Here is a 21,865-nt window from a genome sequence, read left to right as displayed (position 1 = left end):
AGATCACCTTCTCAGAACCATTGTTCTTAATCTGTCGGCTGCATGCTCTGCCTTGTCAGCGATATCGCCTATACCCCTTACAAGACGAGCCAGATGGTAGACACCGAGTGCACCAATAGCATCTTCATTACGGAATATCTGTTTAACAAGTTCCTTTTCTATGATGTCGACCTGGTGCTCCATTTCTTCTACTTTTGTTACGAGTACAAGAGTATCTTCAACATCTCTTTTACTAAAGGATGTTTCAAGAAGCTCACCCAATGTAGACACAAGATCCTCGTAAAGCTCTACTGTTTCAAGAGTCTTGTTCATAAGGTCGTTAAAACCTACGCGAATCTCATCTGGTGCTTCAAGTCTCCTTACAGTAAGCCAGAATGCAACTTCTTGGGCATCATCGGATATCGAGTCCTGTGGTTTCAGGAAATTAAGCAGGTCATTTGCATGTACAGGAAGCATAATAGAAGATGATAGTTCAGAACGGATGGTCTGCTTTATGACATCTGCTTCATGCTCTATAACATCGATCTCCTTGTTCAGGGCTTCGACCTTTTCCATATCACCATTGCAGTAAGCCTGCAAAGACTCGTTGAGCTTTCTCACACAATCCCCGCCTTTGTTGGCATGCATTACAAGAGGCTTGAACGGTGAACTCGCAAATACATTCAATACGGAACGAATATACTCTTTTTTGATCATATTCCAACTCCCAACAGTCCCGCAAATATCAGTGCACATGTAAGAGCTGCTACGGGTACGGTAACTATCCAGGAAACAACTATCTTTCCGATAACACTTAAATCAACCGCTGCAAGACCGCCTGCAAGACCTACACCAATTACTGAACCTACAAGGGTGTGTGTGGTTGATATTGGTAAAGAACTGTAACTATGAAGTACAACTACTGAAGCTGTTGCAAATTCTGCTGAAAAACCTCGGGTAGGGGTAAGTTCTGTGATACGTGTTCCTATTGTCTCAATGACACGATAACCCCATGTAGCAAGTCCAACAACCATTCCAATACCTCCAAGTACCATCACCCAGAGAGGAACGCTCACCCCTGCCATATCAAGAGAATTAAGGCCTGCATAGATCGGACCTACTGCGTTTGCAACATCATTGGAACCATGTGCAAAAGCAATATAACATGCAGTCATTGTCTGGAGAACTACGAATTTTTTTTCAATGATATAAGGATCATCGGTTTTCTGAAGAATGAAATATCTGATTAAAGTGAATATAATATAAGCAATTACAGCTCCAAGAAGAGGTGATACAAGCCAGCTACCTACGATCTTGGTGAGAACATCCCATTTGATCTCACTGTAACCTATCATTCCATAATAGCCTGCCGTCAGACCAAACCCAAGAACTGCTCCTACTATTGAGTGAGTTGTGGACACCGGCAGATTATAGAACGTGGCAAGAGTGATCCAGAAACCTGCTGCAAGTATTGCTGCAAGCATACCTATGGCCACAAGATGAGGATCTATTGCACTAATGGAATCAATTGGAACGATTCCCTTGGCGATGGTTGAAGTTACTCTCTTTCCAAAAAGCACAGCACCCCCGAACTCAAAAATACCTGCGATGATAATTACCTGTTTTATAGACAACGCACCGCTGCCTACTGACGTTCCCATGGCATTTGCAAGGTCGTTGGCACCAATGTTCCATGCCATATACAGACCTGCTGCAACCAGTAACAATACGAGAGGATCAAAAAGACTCATCGATAATATTCTCCACTATATAGATTTAGTATGGCAAAGTAAAAACAGGAACATAAATGTGAGTACTATATACTATATAGTGATAAATAAGATATATAGAGCTATTTAGAAGAAAGAATCCAATGTTCGCTGGAAACGGACGTCCGGCAACATAGCTGCCTGAGCCATCCATTTTGATCTATCGGTCTTCAAACGGCTGGAAATATTCGTAATTGCATGTTCAACAGATCCGAATTTTTCCGGCTCCCTGCTGAAAGCTTCCCTCACACCTTCCCTTACAACCCATACTCCAAGTGGAGCCCAGTATTCAGGACGGATCTCCCTTACCATGAAAACTGTAGCCTGTCTTTTTATGGAGCTAAGATATTCAAGGGCACCAAGGCGGGCTGCATAGTAACCACCTGCCAGATTAGAATACTTCCTTTTTCCCCCAAAACCCTCGTGATCCGCTTCTATCCATGTACTGCCGCCTGACCAGACAGTACGGGGCATCCATACCTCGATAAGTTCAAAAGAGAACATACGTGGGATCAGGATTATCTCAAAGTGATTCCCAAAAACACCGCCGCTGAAAACAGTTACCTCACTTAACTGCTGATAATCCCTTATCTCAGAAAGAAGGTCTTTTCCAACCATATCATCAACCGCTGTTATTGACCAGCGTGTCGGGACTAGTTTTCTTTCCTGACCTAAAAGACCGATTGAAAGCAGACGTGAGATATGTTCGGCAGGGATATTGCCATCCCAGAGTTCTGATATGGCATCTTTTGCCAGAGCATCATCGTCATAGACAAGAGAATCCACTTTTTTGGGAACCTTCGGATTCTCAGTTATATCGAACTTCTTAAGGTCACCTGACGGACCCATAGGAGTCAACACATTATCGAATTTCAGCTTGTTACTGATGGGTTTATTGAACCATGCCTCAGTATCCACCGGATTTTTTGAAAGCGCAAGTTCCTGGGATTTTTCGATAAGAGGATTATCAGGAAGACGGGCTCTTTTCACATTGATCCCGGTATTTGCCCTTACAAGCTGGGAGCGGGAAGCTATGACATCCTGTATACCCATTTTCAGCAATGCTTTGGGGTCTTCAAGCTGCATTGCATCATCCCCGCAAAGCTGCGGAGGAATCATTGGCCCTGCCATCACATTCGGATAGTTGTACCTGCCAACAAAAACAGAAGGAGGAGATGCTCCGAATATGGATGTCTCTCCTGATGATCTTGGAACCACTGATTCAATGGATTTGAATTTTTCAAGGATAGGGCAGTATGGCCTTCCACAAAGACCTTTGCCCTTGCATTTTATGCAAAGATTAGGAGTCAATGACTTCGCTGTCTCCGCAAAGGATACAATATCCTGCATCCGGTTCATTTTTATTCAGCCAGCCGGAGCGCTGAACGAATTTACACACGTTGCACATACCTGCAACCTGTTCCCGGGAACTCATTCCTTCAATTAGTTTCGCTGCAAACCTCTGGATCTCCTGCTGGGCATCTTCAGAGAAATCTACCTCAGCGCCCCTTTTATCATTCAAATATTGGGACACTGCAGCTCTTGAGAGTTCAAGTATCTCTGCAACTTCCTGCTGGTTCTTCCCGTGTTCCCATATCATACATCTCGCAAGTTCTGCACGAATAGCAGGCAATACACGTTGAACCATGATCTCACATGTTGTTTTCACAGAAAGTCACCTTTTTTTGTTATAATGTACTGTCATTTACTTTTATGAGTATAATTTTCAATTGCCATTTTCAAAGCGTCAAGAGCAAAACCTGAGCACCTGTCCTTTCCTTCAGGAAGACCATCAAGGTAGTTTATCACATCCTCATTTGTCAGTGCCATGGCTTCATCAACTGTTTTCCCTTTTGCCAGCTTTGCAACAGCACTTGATGTGGAGATTGCAACAACACAACCGAAAGTTTTGAACTTAACATCTTCCAGTATATTGTCTTTAACCTTTATGGATATATTTATTATATCGCCATCTATTGTGCTTCCTATCTCTCCCACACCATCAGCATCCTCAATAACCCCGACATTTGCCGGGTTGCTGAACTCCTCTATTACCTTTTTAGAATACAAACCACTCCTCCTTTTATCCATAGTTATTTGCCAGCAAGCGGAGACATTGCTCTTAATTTAGCAATTGTTTCCTGCAAAGCGTCGACCACATAATCAATATCATCCATGGTATTCTCCCTTCCTAGGCTCATCCTCAGGGAACCGTGTATGAACTCATCTTCTATTTCCAGAGCACTGAGCACATGCGAAGCCTTCAGTGATTTTGAAGAACATGCCGAACCCGTGGATACTGCAACTCCCTGCATATCCAGCAGCATTAGCATGGATTCGCCTTCAACGTATTTGAAACTCATATTAACATTGTTTGGAAGGCGTCTGGAAGGATGCCCGTTCAGGCGAACATCGGAAATAGTATCAAATACCCTGCTAATGAGTGAATCACGCATCCGGGTCATGTGTATAGAATCAGCATCCAGGAGTTTAACTGCAAGTTCCATTGCTTTTGCAAATCCCACAATACCGGAAACATTCTCAGTCCCTGAACGCATTCCTTTTTCATGATTCCCACCAAAAACAATCGGACTGATATTTGTTCCCTTGCGGACATAAAGAGCTCCGACTCCTTTGGGACCGTGTATCTTGTGGGATGAAATAGAGAGCATATCCACGCCCAGATCATCCACATTAACAGGGATCTTCCCCACACTCTGCACAGCATCCGTATGGAAATAGATATTGTTCTCTTTTGCAATTTTAGATATTTTTTCAATGGGCTGGATAGTACCAACTTCGTTGTTAGCATGCATAACCGATATAAGAGCGGTGTTTTCTTTGATAGACTTCTCAAGTATATTCATATCAACTACACCGTCAGCATCTACCGGAACATATGTGACCTCATGCCCCAGTTCTTCAAGAAAAGCACATGTGTTGAGAACTGCCGGATGCTCGATGACAGAAGTAATAACGTGTTTTTTTCCGTTATTGTATGGAACCACACCCCTTATTGCAAGATTATCAGATTCTGTCCCACCGGATGTGAATATTATCTCTTCCGGATGGGCTCCGATGGCATCCGCAACCTGTTTGCGTGCCAGGGATAAAGCATCTGCAGCTTCGGTTCCAAATGAGTGAAGACTTGAAGCATTGCCAAAGGCCTCAGTAAAAAAAGGTAACATTGCGTCTACAACCAGCGGGTCGACTGGAGTTGTTGCACTGTGGTCCATATAGATCCTTTTCATAGTATCTATAATAATAAGAGAAGACTTCAATAAATAAATATCCTTCAGCAAATATGCTAAAGAATATGGTCAGCTTAACTGCTGTAAAAATGTGTGTGTCTGCACACACACGCAAGAATAATATTAGTCCTTGATCTGATCTGGAGAAAATCCTTTTGCAATAAGAACATCTTTCATGCGGGTCAGGTGATTTCCCTGAAGCTCAACAGAATTTCCTTTTACAGTTCCACCGCATGCAAATTTAGATTTCAGGTAAGTAGATAGTTCATGAAGATCAATTTCATGGGCATCAAAACCCTCTACAACTGTTACTTCTTTACCATACCTTCTTCTATTTACTTTGACAATTATTCTTTGCTGCTCTTTTGCCACTTCTTCGCAAATGCAAAGTTCTTTGGGCAGTCCGCAGACTGAACACATTTCTGAACTCATCTTGTGGTATTTCCTCCGACATTATTATCTATTTTAAACACTCCATATGCATTTAATTAAATAGATGAATAGAGTAAAACTTCGATGATATTAAAATCTAATGGTAAAGAGGTAGCAACGGACGTTGATTTTGCCTGTAACACCCTAAAGCATATCAAGGGACTTATGTTCAGTAAGAGGATACCTGAGGACTATGCTCTGGTATTTGTAATGAAGAAACCCCAGAGAGTTTCGTTGCATATGCTATTTGTCAATTATCCAATTGATGCTATTTTCCTTGACGATAAAAAAAAGGTCATAAAAACATCCGGTCTTAAGGCCTGGATAGGTACTTGCTCCTGCGAAGGAAAGGTAAAATACATCATCGAAACGTCTCATGGTAAATCTGAAAAATTAAAGATTAAACCGGGGGATACTTTCGAATTTGAGAATCAATGCCTGTAGACTGTAAAAAGCTGCATGGAACACATAAATACACACAGATGTTAAAACCTGTTCAAAGAAATGTTTATTACATTCCGGGTTCTTTAAAGCCCTGATAGAATCACCATATTATAATTACTCAATTACCGAGGAACATGAATGTTACCTGAAGATGACTTAAAGATCATAACAGAGAAAATGGGAAGAGAACCTAATCTTGTTGAACAGGGATGCTTCCTTAATCTGTGGAGCGAGCACTGTTCATACCGCTCAAGCGCACCCCTGCTTAAAACATTTACAACCACCGGAGACAAGGTTATAATCGGTCCTGGTGACGATGCAGCAATTATCAGTTTTGGAAACGGATGGGTACTTGCAATAGGGATGGAAAGTCACAACCACCCATCATACGTTGACCCATATAACGGTGCTGCAACTGGTGTTGGCGGAATTGTGCGTGATATCATTTCAATGGGAGCAAGACCAATTGCACTTATGGACCCACTTTATTTCGGTCCGCTTAACAACCCGAAGAACCTCTATCTCTTTGAGCACATCATCGAAGGAATTGCAGGATACGGAAACTGTATCGGTGTCCCGGTAGTGCGTGGAGAAGCATTCTTTGACGAATCATACAGCGGAAACCCTCTTGTAAACGTGGTTGCAGTGGGTCTTGCACGTGAAAAGGATGTTGTGACCGCATGCTCACAGAAAGCAGGTAACAAACTTGTTCTTATGGGTTCCACCACAGGAAGAGACGGACTTGGCGGTGCATCTTTCGCATCAAGAGACCTTTCCGAAGATTCTGAAGCAGAGGACAGGCCAAGTATCCAGATCGGTGATCCATTCACAGAGAAACTTGTTATCGAGGCAACACTTGAAGCCATAGGAAAAGGATACGTGAAATCATGCAGAGACCTTGGAGCAGCAGGACTTGCCGGTGCAAGTTCAGAGATGGCAGCAAAGGGAAACCTTGGAATGAGGATTATTGCAGACAATGTTATTCTTCGTGAAAGTGGCATGACACCATACGAGATACTCATCGCAGAATCACAGGAACGTATGCTCCTTGAAGTTGAACCTGAGAACGTTGATGCAGTACTTGAGATCGCAAAGAAATACGACCTTAACGGAAGTATGATCGGTGAACTTACAGAGGAACTTAACTATACAGTAGAGTTCCAGGGAGAAATTGCAGCAGAAATTCCGGTCAAACTCCTGACAGAAGGTGCACCAACTTTTGAGCGTCCATCAACTGCCCCTGAAGAACGTGACATAGGGGATAAACCGGAACTTCCGGCAGACATCAAAAAAGCAATTCTCGATGTATTGTCATCACACAATATAGCATCAAAGAGATGGATCTACAGGCAGTACGACCATGAAGTTCAGGTCAGAACTGTTACAAAACCAGGTGATGATGCAGGCATATTAAGGATTGACGGAAACGAGGGAATAGCGCTTTCATGTGGCTGTAACCCAAGACACACACTCCTTGATCCATATTCAGGCGGTAAAGGAACTGTTGTTGAGAACGCAATGAACCTTGCAGTGAAAGGTGCACGCGGAATAGCAATTGTAGATTGTCTGAACTTCGGAAACCCGGAAAGACCTGACATATACTGGCAGTTCAAGCACGCAATTCTCGGACTTGGGGATGCTGCAAGAGACCTGTCAATACCTGTTGTCGGTGGAAATGTATCCCTGTACAATGAGAGTGGTGAATTTAAGACAGCAATTGTCCCGACACCATCTATCGGACTTGCAGGTTATATCAAAGATGTGACAAAAGCACCAGCAGGAGTTTTCTCAAATGAAGGCGACACAATAATTCTGGTAGGAAGCACATCCGATGAGCTCGGAGGCTCTGAGTACTACAACATCATAGGAATGAAAAAGGATGGAAAAGCCCCACAGGTTCCTGAGAACGTGACTGCTGTCATAGACGCACTTATCAACCTTGCAGAAAGCGGAAAGGTAACCGCATCACACGATGTTTCACTTGGTGGAATTGCGGTTGCACTTGCAGAAATGTGTGAGAAGACAGGTGCTGAAGTTGACCTTAGCAGTATTGCAGAGGGCCTAAGAACCGATGACATCCTGTTCTCAGAATCATATGCAAGAGCGATTATAGCAACTTCTGAACCGGATGTTGTAAAAGAGATGCTTGGAGAAATTCCATACACAATCATTGGTAATGTTGGCGGAAATAGTCTGAGCATTCAGATCGGTGATTCAAAGAAAGAATTAACAGTTGAAGAAATAAAAGAGGCAAGAGAAAGCCTCATGAATTTGATGATGGAATAACCATCATCACATCTCATTTTTATAAATACTACTCTTTAATCTGCATCACAGTTGCAACTTATTCTTTGTTTTGTACTGCAAAATAGATCATATATAATGCAGACAAACCAACCAGAATATAGACTATTCTTGCTATGATACTGTATCCGAAGATCATATCTACCAGATTCAGATTAGCAGAGATACCAAACAAACCCCAGTTCAGACCTCCTATTATCACCAATACCATGGCTATCCAGTCAATACTATTCATTCTTGGCAAAGCTTCACCTCCCTTTTAACCCCTTTACCAATTAAAGTAATATTTAGATTACATTATATATAACTGTTGAAATGTTAAAAACCACACAGATAGTGGAAATTAAAAGAACTAATTCACTTTCTTTCAGAGCATCCTTATAGAGCTGATTTATACTCGTAGGAATAGATTTTTCTTTTAGTATTTTTGCAAAGAAAACAAGGTTGTTACCCATGTAGCGAACCGTTTTGTTAGTGTAAGGATGCCTTCCACCACCAGCTTTTATGTAGCTTGGACCTAGACCTACATCCCCTATCCATTAATAATCAACATTTGGAGAAATTGTGCAATCAGGATGACTTAGGTTGAATTAAGTCATGGATGTAACAGTACGTATACCATCCCTATTATCTGTAATTATCACTCCTGCGACCTTTCCATAAAGAGGGAATTTCCCGGTTTCAGGATCACTATCCCCATAAGTACCATCAACTCCCCCCTAATACTAACTGTGCCACAGATGAACGTACACCAATACAAGTAGGATAAACAATGATGATAATGTCGCAAGCTTTTGATTTCTCCAGTATCAAAGGTCATTCATCACCCCCACATATTCATAGGAAGATACAACGAACATGATATTAGTAACTCGGACCACCTCACTCAACATCAATATTTTCAAAAAAATCACAGCCTTATCAATCAAAGCTTTTGTGTTTGAGATTGCAGGACAGCTTTTAAAAGTGCAATTCAAAAACAGTGCTTTAAACCCCAACAAAAAGACAAGATAACGGCAGATAAATATTATTTCTTGGAACGGAATCCAATGAGAAATAGAAAACGGAAATAATTAAAAACCAATTGAAATCTAGATAAAAGTAAAGAAGAATGGTAAAAACCATTCTTTAGTCGATTTATTCTTCCTTTTCTGCAAATCCGAATTTGCGCAGTACTCTTGTGATCTTGATGTTTACAGTGTCGCCGACCTGAGTGTCAGGTACAAAGATTACAAAGCCTTCAATCCTGGCGATGCCGTCTCCTTCTCTTGCAAGGTCTTCAATTGTTACTTCATAGGTCTCGCCAACATCTACTGGAGCTGTTGATTCTCTGTCATTGTTATTAAACAAAATAATACACGTCCTTTAATTCAAAATTAAGAATCGAAACCATACTGAAAAAAACCACGATAAAAATGTAATATCAATGAATCCAGAATAGTATCAAATCTTACAGCGCTAAGTATACACAACAGATATTTAAATCTTCTCAATACAAATCAGAGTCAGTGCAGAAACCATATCTTATTCATGTTTAGTCAATTACATAACATATATATCCTTTCAGGGTAATAAAGATAATTGTGATTTAAATGGCAAATTTAGAGACAGTTAAGAAAATTCGTGAACGGATGAACGCACTTGGCGAAGAACATATTGTTAAAAATAAAGAACATACGGAAGTTCTTCCTCCTGTAACTTCAAGCACAAACTTAGAAATTGCCAATGAGTATATTGATGACTTGTTGATAAATGGCTTGGTTGCAAAAAGTTCAATCTGCACAAGAATAGACGACCTGATATTTGTTTTCAAAAATACAGATATTGAATTGTCCAATTTGACTGAACGAGATATTAAGACATATCTGATGACCCTTACAACCTACACCTATTGTCGTGGAGGGAAAGAAAAGCCTTTGGCAGAATCAACAAAAACCACACGCAAGATGCACTTTAAGGATTTGTTGAAATATCTGAAAGAGGACGAGCTTAACAACATGATAAAGATAAAGGCATCAAAAACAAACAACAAACTACCTGAAGATTTGTTAACACACGATGAAATTGAAATCTTGATTAAAGCTTCAAATCATCCTCGAAATAAAGCTATGGTTGCTTCAGTTTATGAAGCAGGTTCAAGGGCAAAGGAAATATTATCATGCAAGCTGAAACACGTTGAATTTGATGACGAGGGTTTTGTGCATATCCTGTTTCCAAAAGGCAAAACAGGTGCAAGAAAAATATTACTTGTTTATGCAGCAAGTTATCTACGCCAGTGGATTGATGTACACCCATTGAAAGACGACCCAGAAGCACCATTATGGGTGACACTTGATAAGAACTTGAAGCCTTTGAAATACATGGGTTTCTATTCAATATTGACAGGTCTTGCTGAAAAAGCAGGTATCAAGAAAAAGACAAATCCGCATTCATTTAGACATGCAAGAGCAACCCATTTAGCACATCATATGACGGAACAGCAGATGAAAGTGTATCTTGGTTGGGTTCCTGGTTCTAACATGACTGCAACTTATGTCCATTTGGCAGGAAAAGATACTGATGGTGCAGTATTAGAAATGTACGGAATCAAGAAGCAGGAAGAAAAACCCGATGCAACAATGCCTGTGCAGTGTCATAGATGCAAAGAATATAATCCGCAGAATGCAGCATTTTGTTACAAGTGTGGATATGGATTGAATGATAATGCGAATAAGGATAAGAATGCTACAATGGCAGAGATGATGAAAATTATGATGCAGTCACCCGAAATACAAGAACTGTTTAATAGCAAAATGGCACAGATGCAACAGTAATTTTTTTTACCGTTCTTCCCATCGTACATCGCGTGTGTTCAATTTTCTATACCGCAGTGGTATAATGATATTAATTCAATTCAACTCCCTAAAATCCGATAAGGTCATATTCTTATTTATCACTTCTGCTTACTTATTATCATCATAAAAGTCGATTATTGACCTGTAATCAAAAAAGAAAGCCCATAATTCCTGCAATTTTCAGTGGTTTTATATACTAGGAAAAAGTAATAATTACTTGTTAAGAATTGAATCAGAGAAAATGGTTACGGCAACTGGGTGCTTGCAAATTATCATTTTAGATAATTTGGAGGTACGAATAGAAGTTCTTGTACACCATAACATCAGTGCTATTTTTTATGGTTCATGGTAGTGACATCATGAACAGCAAAGAATTAAATCAGACAGTAACCACATTGGTTACAGACCGTAAAGACATATTAGAATCCCTTGCAACAACAGGAAACGCAACGGAGCGAGCTCTTGCAGAAACCTTTTTGGAAATAGGGGTTGGTCAGTAAATGGTCAGAGCTAAAGTTCCTGCATCTGAAAAGAAAATAGGAATGTGTGTATCCATTCATCCTAAGTTGTATGATAGAATTGATGAAATTCGTGGAGACATGCCGAGAAGTGCCTATATTTCTGATGTACTTGAACAGCATCTTGTAGACAAGCAGGTGGGATACTAAAAAGAGGAATACGAGGAATCTGTCAGGAATCCCTCGATAAATGAATTACCCAAGTAATAATTCATTTTTCACCTTATGTAAGTAATGGTTCCTGATTAATTCCCGTGTCAAGAGGGATTATCATGTCAGAATTATTAGAAGCATCCCCGATAACTGAAATGGGAACTGTCGTGTGTCGAGATGGACTCATCGAACCACCTGTTGGGAAGAGCATAACTATTGACACCACCAATGAGGATATTTCAGCTATAATATCCTATGATAAAGGGAAATGGAATTTTCAGTTGATCTATAATGGTGAACCACGTTTCCAAACTATTCCAAGTAAAGAACCAATAACTGAAGCTAAAGATTCGCGCGACAATAAAATAATCAAGCAACTCTCGCGCCTTGGTGTTGGTAAAGATGAGGGCGAAAATCTGCTGGATGAAATAGTGACGGAGGCAATCCACAGGAAAGCTGAGTTATTCTACCTAATGTCTGAGGACAGTGAGAATGAAAACGATGCGGACTGTCATGTCTGCGAAGATGAGTCTCATTTTACTGATGTTGATAGGCAACGAGCAATAGCAACAGCACAAAATATTTTACTAACAAAAGACCCCTTAATGTTCGCATTAGATGTTATTCAAACAATCCATACAGGAGATAAGAATAACATCAAAATATTGCTTATTGCAATTGCCAATCAATCCTGTTTAAACAGTAATGGTCTGCAAGCTACATTCAATGGTGATAAAGGGTCAGGTAAGACACATCTTGTTTCATCTACAGTTCATGTAATGCCACAAGAGTATGTATATGTTGGAAAATTATCTGATAAAGCAATATACAGAATGCTGTATCTTCTTGATGGTTCTATTATTTTTAGCGATGATACACATTTGTCAGAAGCACTTGAAGAGATTATGAAAGAAGCAATGTCTAAATTCCAAAAGCAAATTAGTTATACAGTAGTTCTTAATGATGAAGCCAAAGTATTCAATGGTCCTAAGCGAATGATGATGCTTTTAACATCAGTTGAAAATAGGAATTCTGATGAATTAAGAGATAGAATGTTTATGTTGACACCTGAAAATTCAACTCAGCAGCATGATAATGTCTGGGATTATACAAATGAGAGTCTCAAAACAGGTGAAAGTCGTCTTGTTGTTGTAGATGAAAAAATACTCGTCTGTCGAGAAATGTTCAGAATCATCAAGCAACAGACATTCAATGTTATCATACCTGAAGAAATTGCGGACAATGCAGTCTGTACTGACAAAAGTAAATACAGGGCAATTAACAAGTTCTGGGATATGGTAAAAGGATTTACGATTTTGAATTTTGCTCAAAGGGAAAAGGATGATCGAGGATACCTTATTGCAACAAAGGATGACTTTTATAATGCAAAGGAGTTGTTCGAAACCCAGATGACAAATATCATGTCAAGTCTTGATGACAAAGAACGAGCAATAATGAACGCTCTTGTATGTGTTCATGATAATAGTGGATTATCAATATCAGGCATAGCTCAAAAAGCAGACATTCCTTATGGAACTGTCCGTGATAGACTTAAAGGTCATGGTGAAATAAAAGGATTATTGGATAGAATTTCAGACATTAAAGTAGTGACTAAAGAAGGAAGCAAGACTGAATTATTTAGATGTGAAAATGTAATGAAATTCAGTAATGAATTCATTTACTTAAAGGGTGAAAGGAAAGACGGTTATTCAATGTCAAATCACCCTAGTTGGTAAACATCAGGTATTGCTCCCAATACCTTTTTTTATATTTTTGATGGTTTTTGAGGAATATTTGGGCTATTTTTGAACTAATATAAAAATAAAAACCATTATTAGTAACTCTAATTTATGTATATAATATATTCTATTTTTGAAAAATGGAAATTGTATAGAAGAATAATTTAATGATATGTTGCATTTAATAAATTATTTTGTTAAATATGCCATTTCAAAATATTATGATACGAAGTTTTTTTTCTTGCACACAACCAAATTTTCAAAATTAAACCTAAAATCCGGCACCCATTATCATTTTTATATTCAAAAATCCTTCAAAAATAGCTCAAATAGGCTCAAAAATACAGCTCCCATTAGTGGTGTGGTACTCCGTTTTTAAAACATAGATATTTCCATCCTCCATACCTACAATAAAAACCCATACCATATCATCCAATTCATAACCTACCCTCATGTATTGGTCAATAGGATTTCTTTTAATGTAGAGGATATAGGAGAGGTGTTATTAGATAATCTCATATTGGGTTTCTGTTGGTCTGAATATTAGTTTTTTGATAGTAACTTCATTTTCTCATGTATAAATCAAAATATTTATATCAAATTCACCTAATCTATAGAACATCTTAAAAAAACAAATGTTGTGGGTTTTAATGGAAAATAATAGTTTTTGTGGATATTGTGGAAATGAGTTGGAAATAGAGTATAGACAAGAAGAGAAAACCAGCTCAATTATAACAAATAATGGTGTTGTAGTCGAGGAAATTGAAATAGAATCAACAAAGAAACAAAAAGCAATTCTTTGTTCAAGCTGCGGAAATCTGTTTTGTTCGGACTGCATAGAATCATATTACAAAAATAAAGATACATTCGTTAAATCGAATATCTGCATAAAATGCAAACAAGAGAACTGCTCACACAATTATTCTAAAAAATTTATTCGTTATGATAATAATTTTGACTATTATGAAATGGAATGTACTGTCTGTGGTCACAAAAAAGGTATTGCTGAACCAATTGTAAAAATTAAAACTAAGCCTACGCCTAATCAAAATAAGACTACACAAGCAAGACCTGATCCTCAGACAAGGCCAAATCCACAAACAAAATCCAAACCACAAGCAAGACATAAACCACAAGTAAAATCCAAACCACAGAAAAAAGGATTATCAAAAATCATAGATTCTATTAAAGGTCTTTTCAAATAGAATATATGTACCTTATTTTTTTATTTTTCACTATATACCTACATAAGAATCCAAGATGACAAACTAACAAAAATACTGAAGGCTAATTTAAAATGAAATGCGATTATTGCGGTAACGAAATAACAGGAAGTGACTATTCCTATGAAACTGGAGGTCACAAAGTAATAAAATCAAAAACATTTGCCCTCCCATTTAAATGTAGCAGATGTCATGGTACATTTTGTGCTTCGCATCGTTTACCCGAAAGTCATCATTGCGCTTATCTAAATAAACCAAAGCCCCGCAAAGAAACAAAAAATACAATTAAAAGTTCAAAAGAATCAAAAAAGAATCCTGTCTATGAACCAACAATTGCATGTAATAGCTCATCTCATTGGCAACCACACAATCCATCTGAAGCAACTTTCTATATGAATGATAACAAATATATCGTAAAGAAAAAAACAAAATTCCCATTCGTAGCTATATTTTTTACTTTCATATTTGTTTTAACAATTCTTGCAATAATATCATTTTCCTCATCAGATGGAAATATCTCAAATGGAAATACATTAGATTCTGTACCAAGTACAGTATTTGTAAAAGCATCTGGGGAACCAATTACTTTAATTGAAAATCAATCAGCAAGTGATCCTACATGGGATGAATTAATTGCTTTTTTGAAAGAGGACGATACTGACAGAATCCTATACCAAAAAGGTACTTTTGTATGTGCCGATTTTGCTGAAAAATTGCATAACAATGCCGAAAATGCAGGTATTAAAACAGCTTATGTTGTAGTAGATTTTACAGATAGACCTGAAGGACATGCCCTGAACGCTGTTACAACAACAGATAAATGTTTAGTCTATGTTGATTGCACAGGATCAACAACAGCATTGGATGAATTAGATAGCTTTGACAAAATAGCATATATCGAAGAAGGAAAAGAATATGGTGTTGTCTCCGCTTACTATACTAACACGCCTGATTATGAATTCTATAATTTAAGAAAAGATAATGTCCGTTTAAGAGGATTCTTTGAAAGTTTAGGCATTGTTAAAAATGTGGAAATATATTGGGAATTGTAATTCTTATAATTCCTTACTTCCCCCTCATAAAATAGGCAAAGTGTCAGATATAAAAATGTGGTCAAGATAGTACTATCGCAACCTCAATAACCTCATGAGTTTCCATTTAATCCTTAAGTACAAGCTTGGTTTGTATTTTTTATAGCTTGTTTGAGCACTGCTATATTGATTGGAATAATTTACTGAACTGCTATGGTTATTCGTGGCATAAAGATTGCCATTTGAATCTCTTTTTGTATAATCTCTATCAGCTAATCCCATACTATTACCTCTACAATTAATAGGCATTGCCTCATAATTTATATGATAAGCATATTAAACAATTGATTATTAATATATTTTTGTATAGTTTCAAAGAGAATCCAAAAGTTTACAGGAATCCGTATGAATTATAGATAACTTGCATTTGAAGGTAATAATTAACCCTATTTAAAAGCTCTTGTTTAATTATCAGTCGACACTATCTGATTTTATAGAATACGACAACACTTAATAATCAGAACGTCCATTTAAGAGTAGAAGAGAACAATTGGGCTTAGGCTGAATAGTAATAGACAGTCTAAGAAGTACCCCGGCGTGTCTGAGAAGAAAGTATTTATACTGTACTTTTGGAGATTCGATGCTTATACTTTTTTTGTCCTTCTTCACGTTGTATAAAGGACAGTGAATAAAAATGTTACAAACAAAAGAAGTAACTGAAAGTATAGTTGTTAAGCCCATACCTTACGAGGAACAATCAGAAGAAGATCAAAAATATTCCGACTTGGGAGAAGCTGTAGTAGAACTGATTAGAACAGGTAGAGCAAAAGGTGAGGGTGAAGCATTAGATATCCTTGATGAAGAGTACAAGGCTAAGAAAAAACAAAAGGAGCTTAAACCGATAATTACTGACATCTATCGGGAAAACAACTATGATGCTCCTGAAGGTAAAAAGTATAGATGGTTGTATCCTTATCAGATACTTCCTGAAGCTAATAGAAGATATCTTAACAAACATTTTGTCATCAATTACTTTTCATTAGAAGATGTGTCAGCTGTTTGTGAGATTTTAAAAGAGGAAATGATATTGGCGGGCAGAGAATACGAAGAGGGTAGTAAATATGTTTATAATGTCAAAATAACCTACCATTAGAGCAAATTAACCCTCTATCAATACCTTTTTTCTTTTTTCTCGCCTCATACGAGGTTATACTGATTTTCAAACCAAGCACTACATGACTTCTTAATGATAATTAGCCTTACTGCAATGTACTTTACAAGTTGATAGTAAAACGAGAGTTGATGATGGGTATTCGTCAGCTTTACTTATGCCATAGGTCAGTTGCACCGATGAACACTATAAGTGCCTGAATAATTCCGACAGCAATGAACATCCACGCCATAGATGAGTTTGCATATGCCATTGTCTGGGTGACAACTCCTGTTCCAAATAATGAAATTCCTGCTATGAGCCAAAACACTACTGCCACAAAACCTGTAATAATGTCTGTATAGTTGTTGTCGTCCCTGATGCGCCAGCTATATGCTGTTCCGATGATTGCGATTGCTATTAAAGTTGCCCAAATCTCCCAGGGAATCATGCTGTCACCTCACCCGCATCAAATACATCATCATAAATTTCATATTCGCGTTCTATACAATGAATGTTATAACATTCTTCGCAAAAATTAGAATGAAGCTCATGTTCCCTAATAATATCTGACATTAAATTCATATTCAATCGAATATTTTGTTTAATTGGTATTTGCTTAAAGTGGTTTTCTCGGATTTGTTTATTAATGACGTTTCTAGCTGGGGATTGCAGCTTCAGCTTCTTTAGTTCCTTCTCTTCCGATTTCATTTCAGTTAGTTTTTGTTCGTCAGATATGATTTGCTGATACAAATTTTGAATTTCTGTTGATTTTATCTGTAGTGCTCGTTCTTTCAATTCTTCATAGTTATCGAACAGCAGTTCTTTGTATTCCAACCATAATTTGTGGATTTGCTTTTGTCGATAATATTTTAATCCTTGAATTTTTAGATGTAAATCCGGGTTGTCAAATTCATTAAAAATGATACGTTCTAAATTTCTAATTTCTTTTTTATAATTGTTAATTGTCGCCAAGACTTTAAATTCTGTATTGTACTTGAGAGGGCTTTGAGGAAGAATAGTTATTTCGTTTTCAATAAACTTAATTACGTCATTACTAAGTGTATCGATTTTTATTTCTAATTCATCTTCATCCCACATGCCTTGCATATCATTTACTAATTTCATATATTTCATATGCAAACACCTTCAAAATCAATGTCAATCAAGTCCTTAGTCAATTCCATAAAGACATTTATCAAAGTTACAGGACATGTAAACTCGGTAAATCAAAAATGATAAGTTTTAATGAGATTATATACCATTTTAAAATCATATATAACTACATTAAAGTTCTACACTTTTGTTAACTCTTCTTTTTTCAAAACTCACCATAGCTCTTTATATCCCGATTCAGATATGAATTTTTTAGAAAGTAACATATTATGTTACAATCAAACAAACAGGAATGATTCATAAATGATGGATGTCGCAGCAGCACAGAGATATGCAAAGAAAGTCGAACACGGAGATGCAGCAGAAGTAACAACTATAATTATAAGAGTGGCTTGTATTCTTATTATTGGTGTTGTTATTCTCAATGGAGTAGTCAGTTCAGCAAGTCTTGATGAAACAGATGCTTTTTATAACCTCTCACAGAGCGTTATTGGTAACATCGAGTCTGGGTATACGCTGGCCGCACTTATGATTTTGGCACTCGGAGCTTCAGCAATAATGCGGTATATGGGATTCCTTTAATCCCATTCCTCTTTTTGTCATAATTTCTTTTTCATGATGTCAGATCGATTCTTGCAAGTAATAACCATCGAAGGAGAATATTGAAATGAATGTTTCAGGCGGCTTAGTTTTGATGATAGCACTTGCATTGCTCGTATTGGTAGGATTAAATGCAGTTGGTGGAGCATACGAAGATACAGGTATCAATGAATCAGATGATGCATACCAATCCATGGAAGGCTCAAAAGAGGTAGTATCACCTCTATTTAGGGTATTTGGATATTCTATACTTGGTATTGGTGCATTCGTCACATTAAGGGCATTCAAACTTGTATGACTAAAATTACATGTCCTAAGAAATGGATTTTTTAATTGTGAGATAGAGAAGGATTGGATTGTGGCAAATTATCCTCGTTTCATATGCTACCTCCAAAAATGGTTACCACAATCCAATAAGATGCGATGCGTATCCATTGGAAAATGAAAAGGTGAAGGTTACCATTCCCTTCATCTACCTCTTAAAAAATAAAGGGTAAGGGCTTAAATCACTTCCACCCTTACCCTTGCTTCAATATCATTTTCCTATTTTCCTATCAAGTACATCCTCTGTAACAGGATTTCTATGATATCGAATATCAATATATCAGGCTACTTTTTACAATCCATTACATGAGATTACAATGATTCAGATTTGATGCGGCACTAAAAATGCCATGCCATTGTAAAATAAATTCGTAAGTTTGGTGAAACATTTAGATTTACTAAATCTAAGAGGTACTTTTAACTGTTTTGACCATGAATTATAGGTCTTAAATTTAGTAAAACATCTGTTACATTTGGTGTTACTTTGAACTACCAAGAATAAGAGCTTAATCTGACCATCAAAATTTTAATGTCCTATCCTTCACAATTTTTTTAATATGGCAGCGTCAGGAGTTTATCATAAACATAATTATTTGAAGTATAAAATTTTTGATGGGATGATAAATAATCATTTTCCAAAGTATGCATCTCCAAATGAAATAGCAGAAATGATAAATGAAGAACCTGAAAAAGTAAGAGATGGTCTTAAACGTTATCTTCATTATGGATATGTAGGCAGAAGAAGAGGGAAATGCCCTATTAAGAATCGAATAATGTGGAAATATAGAGTTACGATGCTTGGTATTCAAACATACATGAATCTACATGGATTATATGTTCAAGGTCGTGAACTTAACCTTAGAAAGAGGGAAAGAGGAGGAGTTCCACAAAAAATAGACTCTTATATGGGTTTGACAAGAGCAGGATATGAGAAAATGATATCGGAAAGGCAATGATATTGATATCATTTCTGTTGATTGTGTTGAAATATGCTAACTTTGGTTAGCAATTATAGTTTATCCTAGTATTGAAAAGTTAGTCTATATTTGGGAGTATTTACCCTTGCCTCTTCTTGTGTGAGAGATTTGATAATTTTCTATGACTATCTTATCTTTCTTCCTCTCATTCTTCTCATGTGCTTATCGTTCTGATTTTGCCTGATATATTATTCTATTTCCTCTATCACAACAGCGTAACTTTTCATACATAGTTTACATGAGGAATGTACTGAATAACCCTTTTCGGTGATAATCAATGACAACCGAAGTAGAGTTTCAGAAGTTTCTTGAAAAAGCAATATGGGAAAAGACTTGGGAAGATGAAGAGGACGAGGATGCAGAGATACAATCATTCCAAGTTCTAACGTTTGAAGATGCAGGTATGCTAACTACAGATAAGGGTCTTGTCGTCATTGCTCCTGACAGGTCAACATTCACGATTACCATTCAAAGGAATACGTGGTAACATGGATGATATTTTTGGTGAACCCATTTACACCTACACATCTGAACAGGCAGCAGATGATGGTATCCTTTTTGATATTATACAAGTTAATCCTGAATGGGCAAAGGGCTTATTCAGATATGTCACAATGAACCTTATGGAGCATGGCTACCTGAATGATAAAGAAATCAATATTCCAAACCTGATGGATTTGCTTGTTCAATCAACTATTATCATTCGGGATGCATCGAATGGCTTCAAGGATAAGCCTGATACATTTTACAGTGGGGATATAGAACTACCCAGTGGCAGACAACAGAAGATTTACATTTCAATGAACGAGATTGGCAAGTTTACAATTATGCTACCTGAAGATTACTGAAACATCCTTCACCTATCAGTATTTGAACTGACAGATTCCTTTTCTTTTCCTTCTCTTTCGTATTTTCCTATAAACTCAGCCAAGGCAATACTAACAAGATCAGACAACTACAGGATAAAAGGTAATGAATTTATTATATAGAAGAAGCTTGTATATCTTGTAAATAACTTCCGCGGTGGAGCTTAAAATATGAAGACTGTCTCAGTGATTAACTATAAAGGTGGCGTAGGTAAAACAACACTTGTCGCTAATATTGCTGCCAATCTAGCAACAGAAGGTTATAAAGTTCTATGTATTGATTTGGACCCACAAACAAACTTAACGTTTTCATTTATTACTGTTGACAATTGGCAAAAAAAGTATCAGAAATCAAAAACTATTAAAAAATGGTACGATGCTTTTTTAGATGACGAGTCTGATTTTAATATAAGTGATTTGATAATTACTCCTGAAAGAGTCAATAAAGATATAACAGGAACTGGAAAAGTAGATCTCATTTGCTCCCACCTCGGTTTAATTAACATAGACTTGGAATTAGCCACAAAACTTGGCGGAGCATCTCCTAGACAATCTAGAAAAAATTATTTGCGTGTATATAGCCGATTAAAAAATGGATTAAATAATATGGAAGAAAGTCCATATGATTTTGTTCTTATTGATTGCCCTCCTAATTTTAATATTGTCACAAGAAACGCTCTTGTAGCCAGTGATGCTTACATGATTCCTGCAAAACCTGATTATTTATCCACATTAGGTATTGACCAACTGCAAAAACATGTAGATGAATTGATAAAAGACTACAACATGTATGTATCAGATACAGTAGAAGGAAGTGATGAAGATGAATGGGATTTACTTGGTCCTGAAATGATTGGTGTTGTTTTTACGATGCTTTTCATAAGATCAAACGCACCTATATCTGCTCAGCAAGCATTTATCAATCAAGTCAAAAGACTATCAATACCAACATTTGATACTATGATTAGAGAAAATAAAACAATTTATGCTGATGCACCACAATATGGGGTTCCCGTAGTTACACAAAGTGTTTCTGGTAAAACTTATATTGATGTTAAGTCTGAGCTTAAAAATTTGACGAATGAATTTTTATCCAAAATGTAATATGAAATGATTACTATGCCCATTAAAAGACAAGATTTGTTGAAGATGCTT

The 21,865-nt window shown here is 37.3% G+C and carries 26 protein-coding genes; 15 read left to right on the top strand and 11 right to left on the bottom strand.

Translation table 11 applies throughout. The annotated features are described in order from the left end of the window. Nucleotides 1–3: 3 nt before the first annotated feature. The 7 genes from BLP52_RS03155 to yciH form a co-directional block, all read right to left on the bottom strand. Entirely contained in the window at nt 4–696 is a 693-nt protein-coding gene (locus tag BLP52_RS03155; protein WP_091708640.1) for a TIGR00153 family protein, read from the bottom strand. Beyond that, the gene (locus BLP52_RS03150) at nt 693–1,730 is read right to left on the bottom strand and encodes an inorganic phosphate transporter (RefSeq protein ID WP_091708639.1); all 1,038 of its coding nucleotides are present in this window, start codon (nt 1,728–1,730) and stop codon (nt 693–695) included. The genes BLP52_RS03155 and BLP52_RS03150 overlap by 4 nt, the downstream gene beginning before the upstream one ends. Before the next feature lie 105 nt (nt 1,731–1,835). After that, the gene (locus tag BLP52_RS03145) at nt 1,836–3,098 is read right to left on the bottom strand and encodes an Nre family DNA repair protein (protein WP_394328626.1); all 1,263 of its coding nucleotides are present in this window, start codon (nt 3,096–3,098) and stop codon (nt 1,836–1,838) included. Then, nucleotides 3,049–3,417, bottom strand: a complete 369-nt coding sequence (locus BLP52_RS03140) for a transcriptional regulator (RefSeq protein WP_091708636.1) — start codon at nt 3,415–3,417, stop codon at nt 3,049–3,051. Before BLP52_RS03140 ends, BLP52_RS03145 begins: the two co-directional genes overlap by 50 nt. A 32-nt stretch (nt 3,418–3,449) precedes the next feature. Then, nucleotides 3,450–3,818, bottom strand: a complete 369-nt coding sequence (locus BLP52_RS03135) for an iron-sulfur cluster assembly scaffold protein (RefSeq protein WP_091709160.1) — start codon at nt 3,816–3,818, stop codon at nt 3,450–3,452. 23 nt (nt 3,819–3,841) lie between these two features. Beyond that, entirely contained in the window at nt 3,842–4,984 is a 1,143-nt protein-coding gene (nifS, locus tag BLP52_RS03130) for a cysteine desulfurase NifS (protein WP_238380700.1), read from the bottom strand. Between the two features lie 138 nt (nt 4,985–5,122). Beyond that, nucleotides 5,123–5,431 carry a stress response translation initiation inhibitor YciH gene (yciH, locus tag BLP52_RS03125; protein ID WP_023844901.1) on the bottom strand — a complete coding sequence of 103 codons (309 nt, stop codon included), beginning with the start codon at nt 5,429–5,431 and terminating at the stop codon, nt 5,123–5,125. An 84-nt stretch (nt 5,432–5,515) separates the two neighbouring features. On the opposite strand from yciH, the gene BLP52_RS03120 reads away from it, so the two are divergent. Next, nucleotides 5,516–5,875 (top strand): DUF192 domain-containing protein, encoded by a 360-nt coding sequence (locus tag BLP52_RS03120; RefSeq protein WP_091708634.1) that lies wholly within the window; start codon nt 5,516–5,518, stop codon nt 5,873–5,875. Between the two features lie 138 nt (nt 5,876–6,013). After that, on the top strand, nt 6,014–8,161 hold the full coding sequence (gene purL / locus BLP52_RS03115) for a phosphoribosylformylglycinamidine synthase subunit PurL (protein ID WP_091708632.1): 2,148 nt from the start codon (nt 6,014–6,016) through the stop codon (nt 8,159–8,161). Between the two features lie 58 nt (nt 8,162–8,219). Here purL and BLP52_RS03110 read toward each other — a convergent pair whose 3' ends face one another. Continuing rightward, nucleotides 8,220–8,414 carry a DUF378 domain-containing protein gene (locus tag BLP52_RS03110; protein WP_091709157.1) on the bottom strand — a complete coding sequence of 65 codons (195 nt, stop codon included), beginning with the start codon at nt 8,412–8,414 and terminating at the stop codon, nt 8,220–8,222. Nucleotides 8,415–9,316: 902 nt separating this feature from the next. Next, nucleotides 9,317–9,529, bottom strand: a complete 213-nt coding sequence (locus tag BLP52_RS03100; RefSeq protein ID WP_091708630.1) for a TRAM domain-containing RNA chaperone — start codon at nt 9,527–9,529, stop codon at nt 9,317–9,319. A gap of 242 nt (nt 9,530–9,771) precedes the next feature. Between BLP52_RS03100 and BLP52_RS03095 the strand changes: the two genes are divergently transcribed. From BLP52_RS03095 to BLP52_RS03075, 7 genes are all read left to right on the top strand, one after another. After that, a complete protein-coding gene (locus BLP52_RS03095; protein ID WP_091708628.1) occupies nt 9,772–10,992 on the top strand; it encodes a site-specific integrase in 1,221 nt (406 codons plus the stop codon). Nucleotides 10,993–11,351: 359 nt separating this feature from the next. Next, nucleotides 11,352–11,513, top strand: a complete 162-nt coding sequence (locus BLP52_RS14275) for a hypothetical protein (protein ID WP_154717781.1) — start codon at nt 11,352–11,354, stop codon at nt 11,511–11,513. Further along, complete coding sequence (locus BLP52_RS14270) at nt 11,514–11,681, top strand: hypothetical protein (RefSeq protein ID WP_154717780.1); 168 nt, start codon at nt 11,514–11,516, stop codon at nt 11,679–11,681. 122 nt (nt 11,682–11,803) lie between these two features. Next, nucleotides 11,804–13,420 (top strand): hypothetical protein, encoded by a 1,617-nt coding sequence (locus tag BLP52_RS03090; protein ID WP_091708626.1) that lies wholly within the window; start codon nt 11,804–11,806, stop codon nt 13,418–13,420. 653 nt (nt 13,421–14,073) lie between these two features. Beyond that, nucleotides 14,074–14,628 (top strand): hypothetical protein, encoded by a 555-nt coding sequence (locus BLP52_RS03085; protein ID WP_091708625.1) that lies wholly within the window; start codon nt 14,074–14,076, stop codon nt 14,626–14,628. A gap of 92 nt (nt 14,629–14,720) precedes the next feature. Further along, nucleotides 14,721–15,698 carry an AN1-type zinc finger domain-containing protein gene (locus BLP52_RS03080; RefSeq protein WP_091708623.1) on the top strand — a complete coding sequence of 326 codons (978 nt, stop codon included), beginning with the start codon at nt 14,721–14,723 and terminating at the stop codon, nt 15,696–15,698. Nucleotides 15,699–16,371: 673 nt separating this feature from the next. Then, a complete protein-coding gene (locus BLP52_RS03075) occupies nt 16,372–16,830 on the top strand; it encodes a hypothetical protein (RefSeq protein ID WP_091708621.1) in 459 nt (152 codons plus the stop codon). A 169-nt stretch (nt 16,831–16,999) separates the two neighbouring features. Here BLP52_RS03075 and BLP52_RS03070 read toward each other — a convergent pair whose 3' ends face one another. Beyond that, nucleotides 17,000–17,278, bottom strand: a complete 279-nt coding sequence (locus BLP52_RS03070) for a hypothetical protein (RefSeq protein WP_091708619.1) — start codon at nt 17,276–17,278, stop codon at nt 17,000–17,002. Continuing rightward, the gene (locus tag BLP52_RS03065; RefSeq protein ID WP_091708617.1) at nt 17,275–17,964 is read right to left on the bottom strand and encodes a hypothetical protein; all 690 of its coding nucleotides are present in this window, start codon (nt 17,962–17,964) and stop codon (nt 17,275–17,277) included. The genes BLP52_RS03070 and BLP52_RS03065 overlap by 4 nt, the downstream gene beginning before the upstream one ends. A 282-nt stretch (nt 17,965–18,246) precedes the next feature. Between BLP52_RS03065 and BLP52_RS03060 the strand changes: the two genes are divergently transcribed. The 6 genes from BLP52_RS03060 (at nt 18,247) to BLP52_RS03035 (ending at nt 21,814) form a co-directional block, all read left to right on the top strand. After that, entirely contained in the window at nt 18,247–18,525 is a 279-nt protein-coding gene (locus tag BLP52_RS03060) for a hypothetical protein (RefSeq protein WP_091708616.1), read from the top strand. An 85-nt stretch (nt 18,526–18,610) separates the two neighbouring features. Then, the gene (locus BLP52_RS03055; protein WP_091708614.1) at nt 18,611–18,841 is read left to right on the top strand and encodes a hypothetical protein; all 231 of its coding nucleotides are present in this window, start codon (nt 18,611–18,613) and stop codon (nt 18,839–18,841) included. Between the two features lie 583 nt (nt 18,842–19,424). Further along, on the top strand, nt 19,425–19,823 hold the full coding sequence (locus BLP52_RS03050; RefSeq protein WP_154717779.1) for a hypothetical protein: 399 nt from the start codon (nt 19,425–19,427) through the stop codon (nt 19,821–19,823). A 298-nt stretch (nt 19,824–20,121) separates the two neighbouring features. Continuing rightward, nucleotides 20,122–20,331: a hypothetical protein gene (locus BLP52_RS03045; RefSeq protein WP_091708610.1), complete on the top strand. Its 210-nt coding sequence runs from the start codon at nt 20,122–20,124 to the stop codon at nt 20,329–20,331. Between the two features lies 1 nt (nt 20,332). After that, nucleotides 20,333–20,692 carry a hypothetical protein gene (locus BLP52_RS03040; protein WP_091708609.1) on the top strand — a complete coding sequence of 120 codons (360 nt, stop codon included), beginning with the start codon at nt 20,333–20,335 and terminating at the stop codon, nt 20,690–20,692. Nucleotides 20,693–20,881: 189 nt separating this feature from the next. After that, nucleotides 20,882–21,814 (top strand): ParA family protein, encoded by a 933-nt coding sequence (locus tag BLP52_RS03035; RefSeq protein WP_091708607.1) that lies wholly within the window; start codon nt 20,882–20,884, stop codon nt 21,812–21,814. Nucleotides 21,815–21,865: the final 51 nt, after the last annotated feature.

Origin of the sequence: Methanolobus vulcani, from assembly GCF_900100715.1 — an archaeon.
Lineage (GTDB): Archaea > Halobacteriota > Methanosarcinia > Methanosarcinales > Methanosarcinaceae > Methanolobus > Methanolobus vulcani.
Note: the sequence above shows the minus strand (reverse complement) of the source record. Positions and strands in the feature narration are given on the sequence as shown.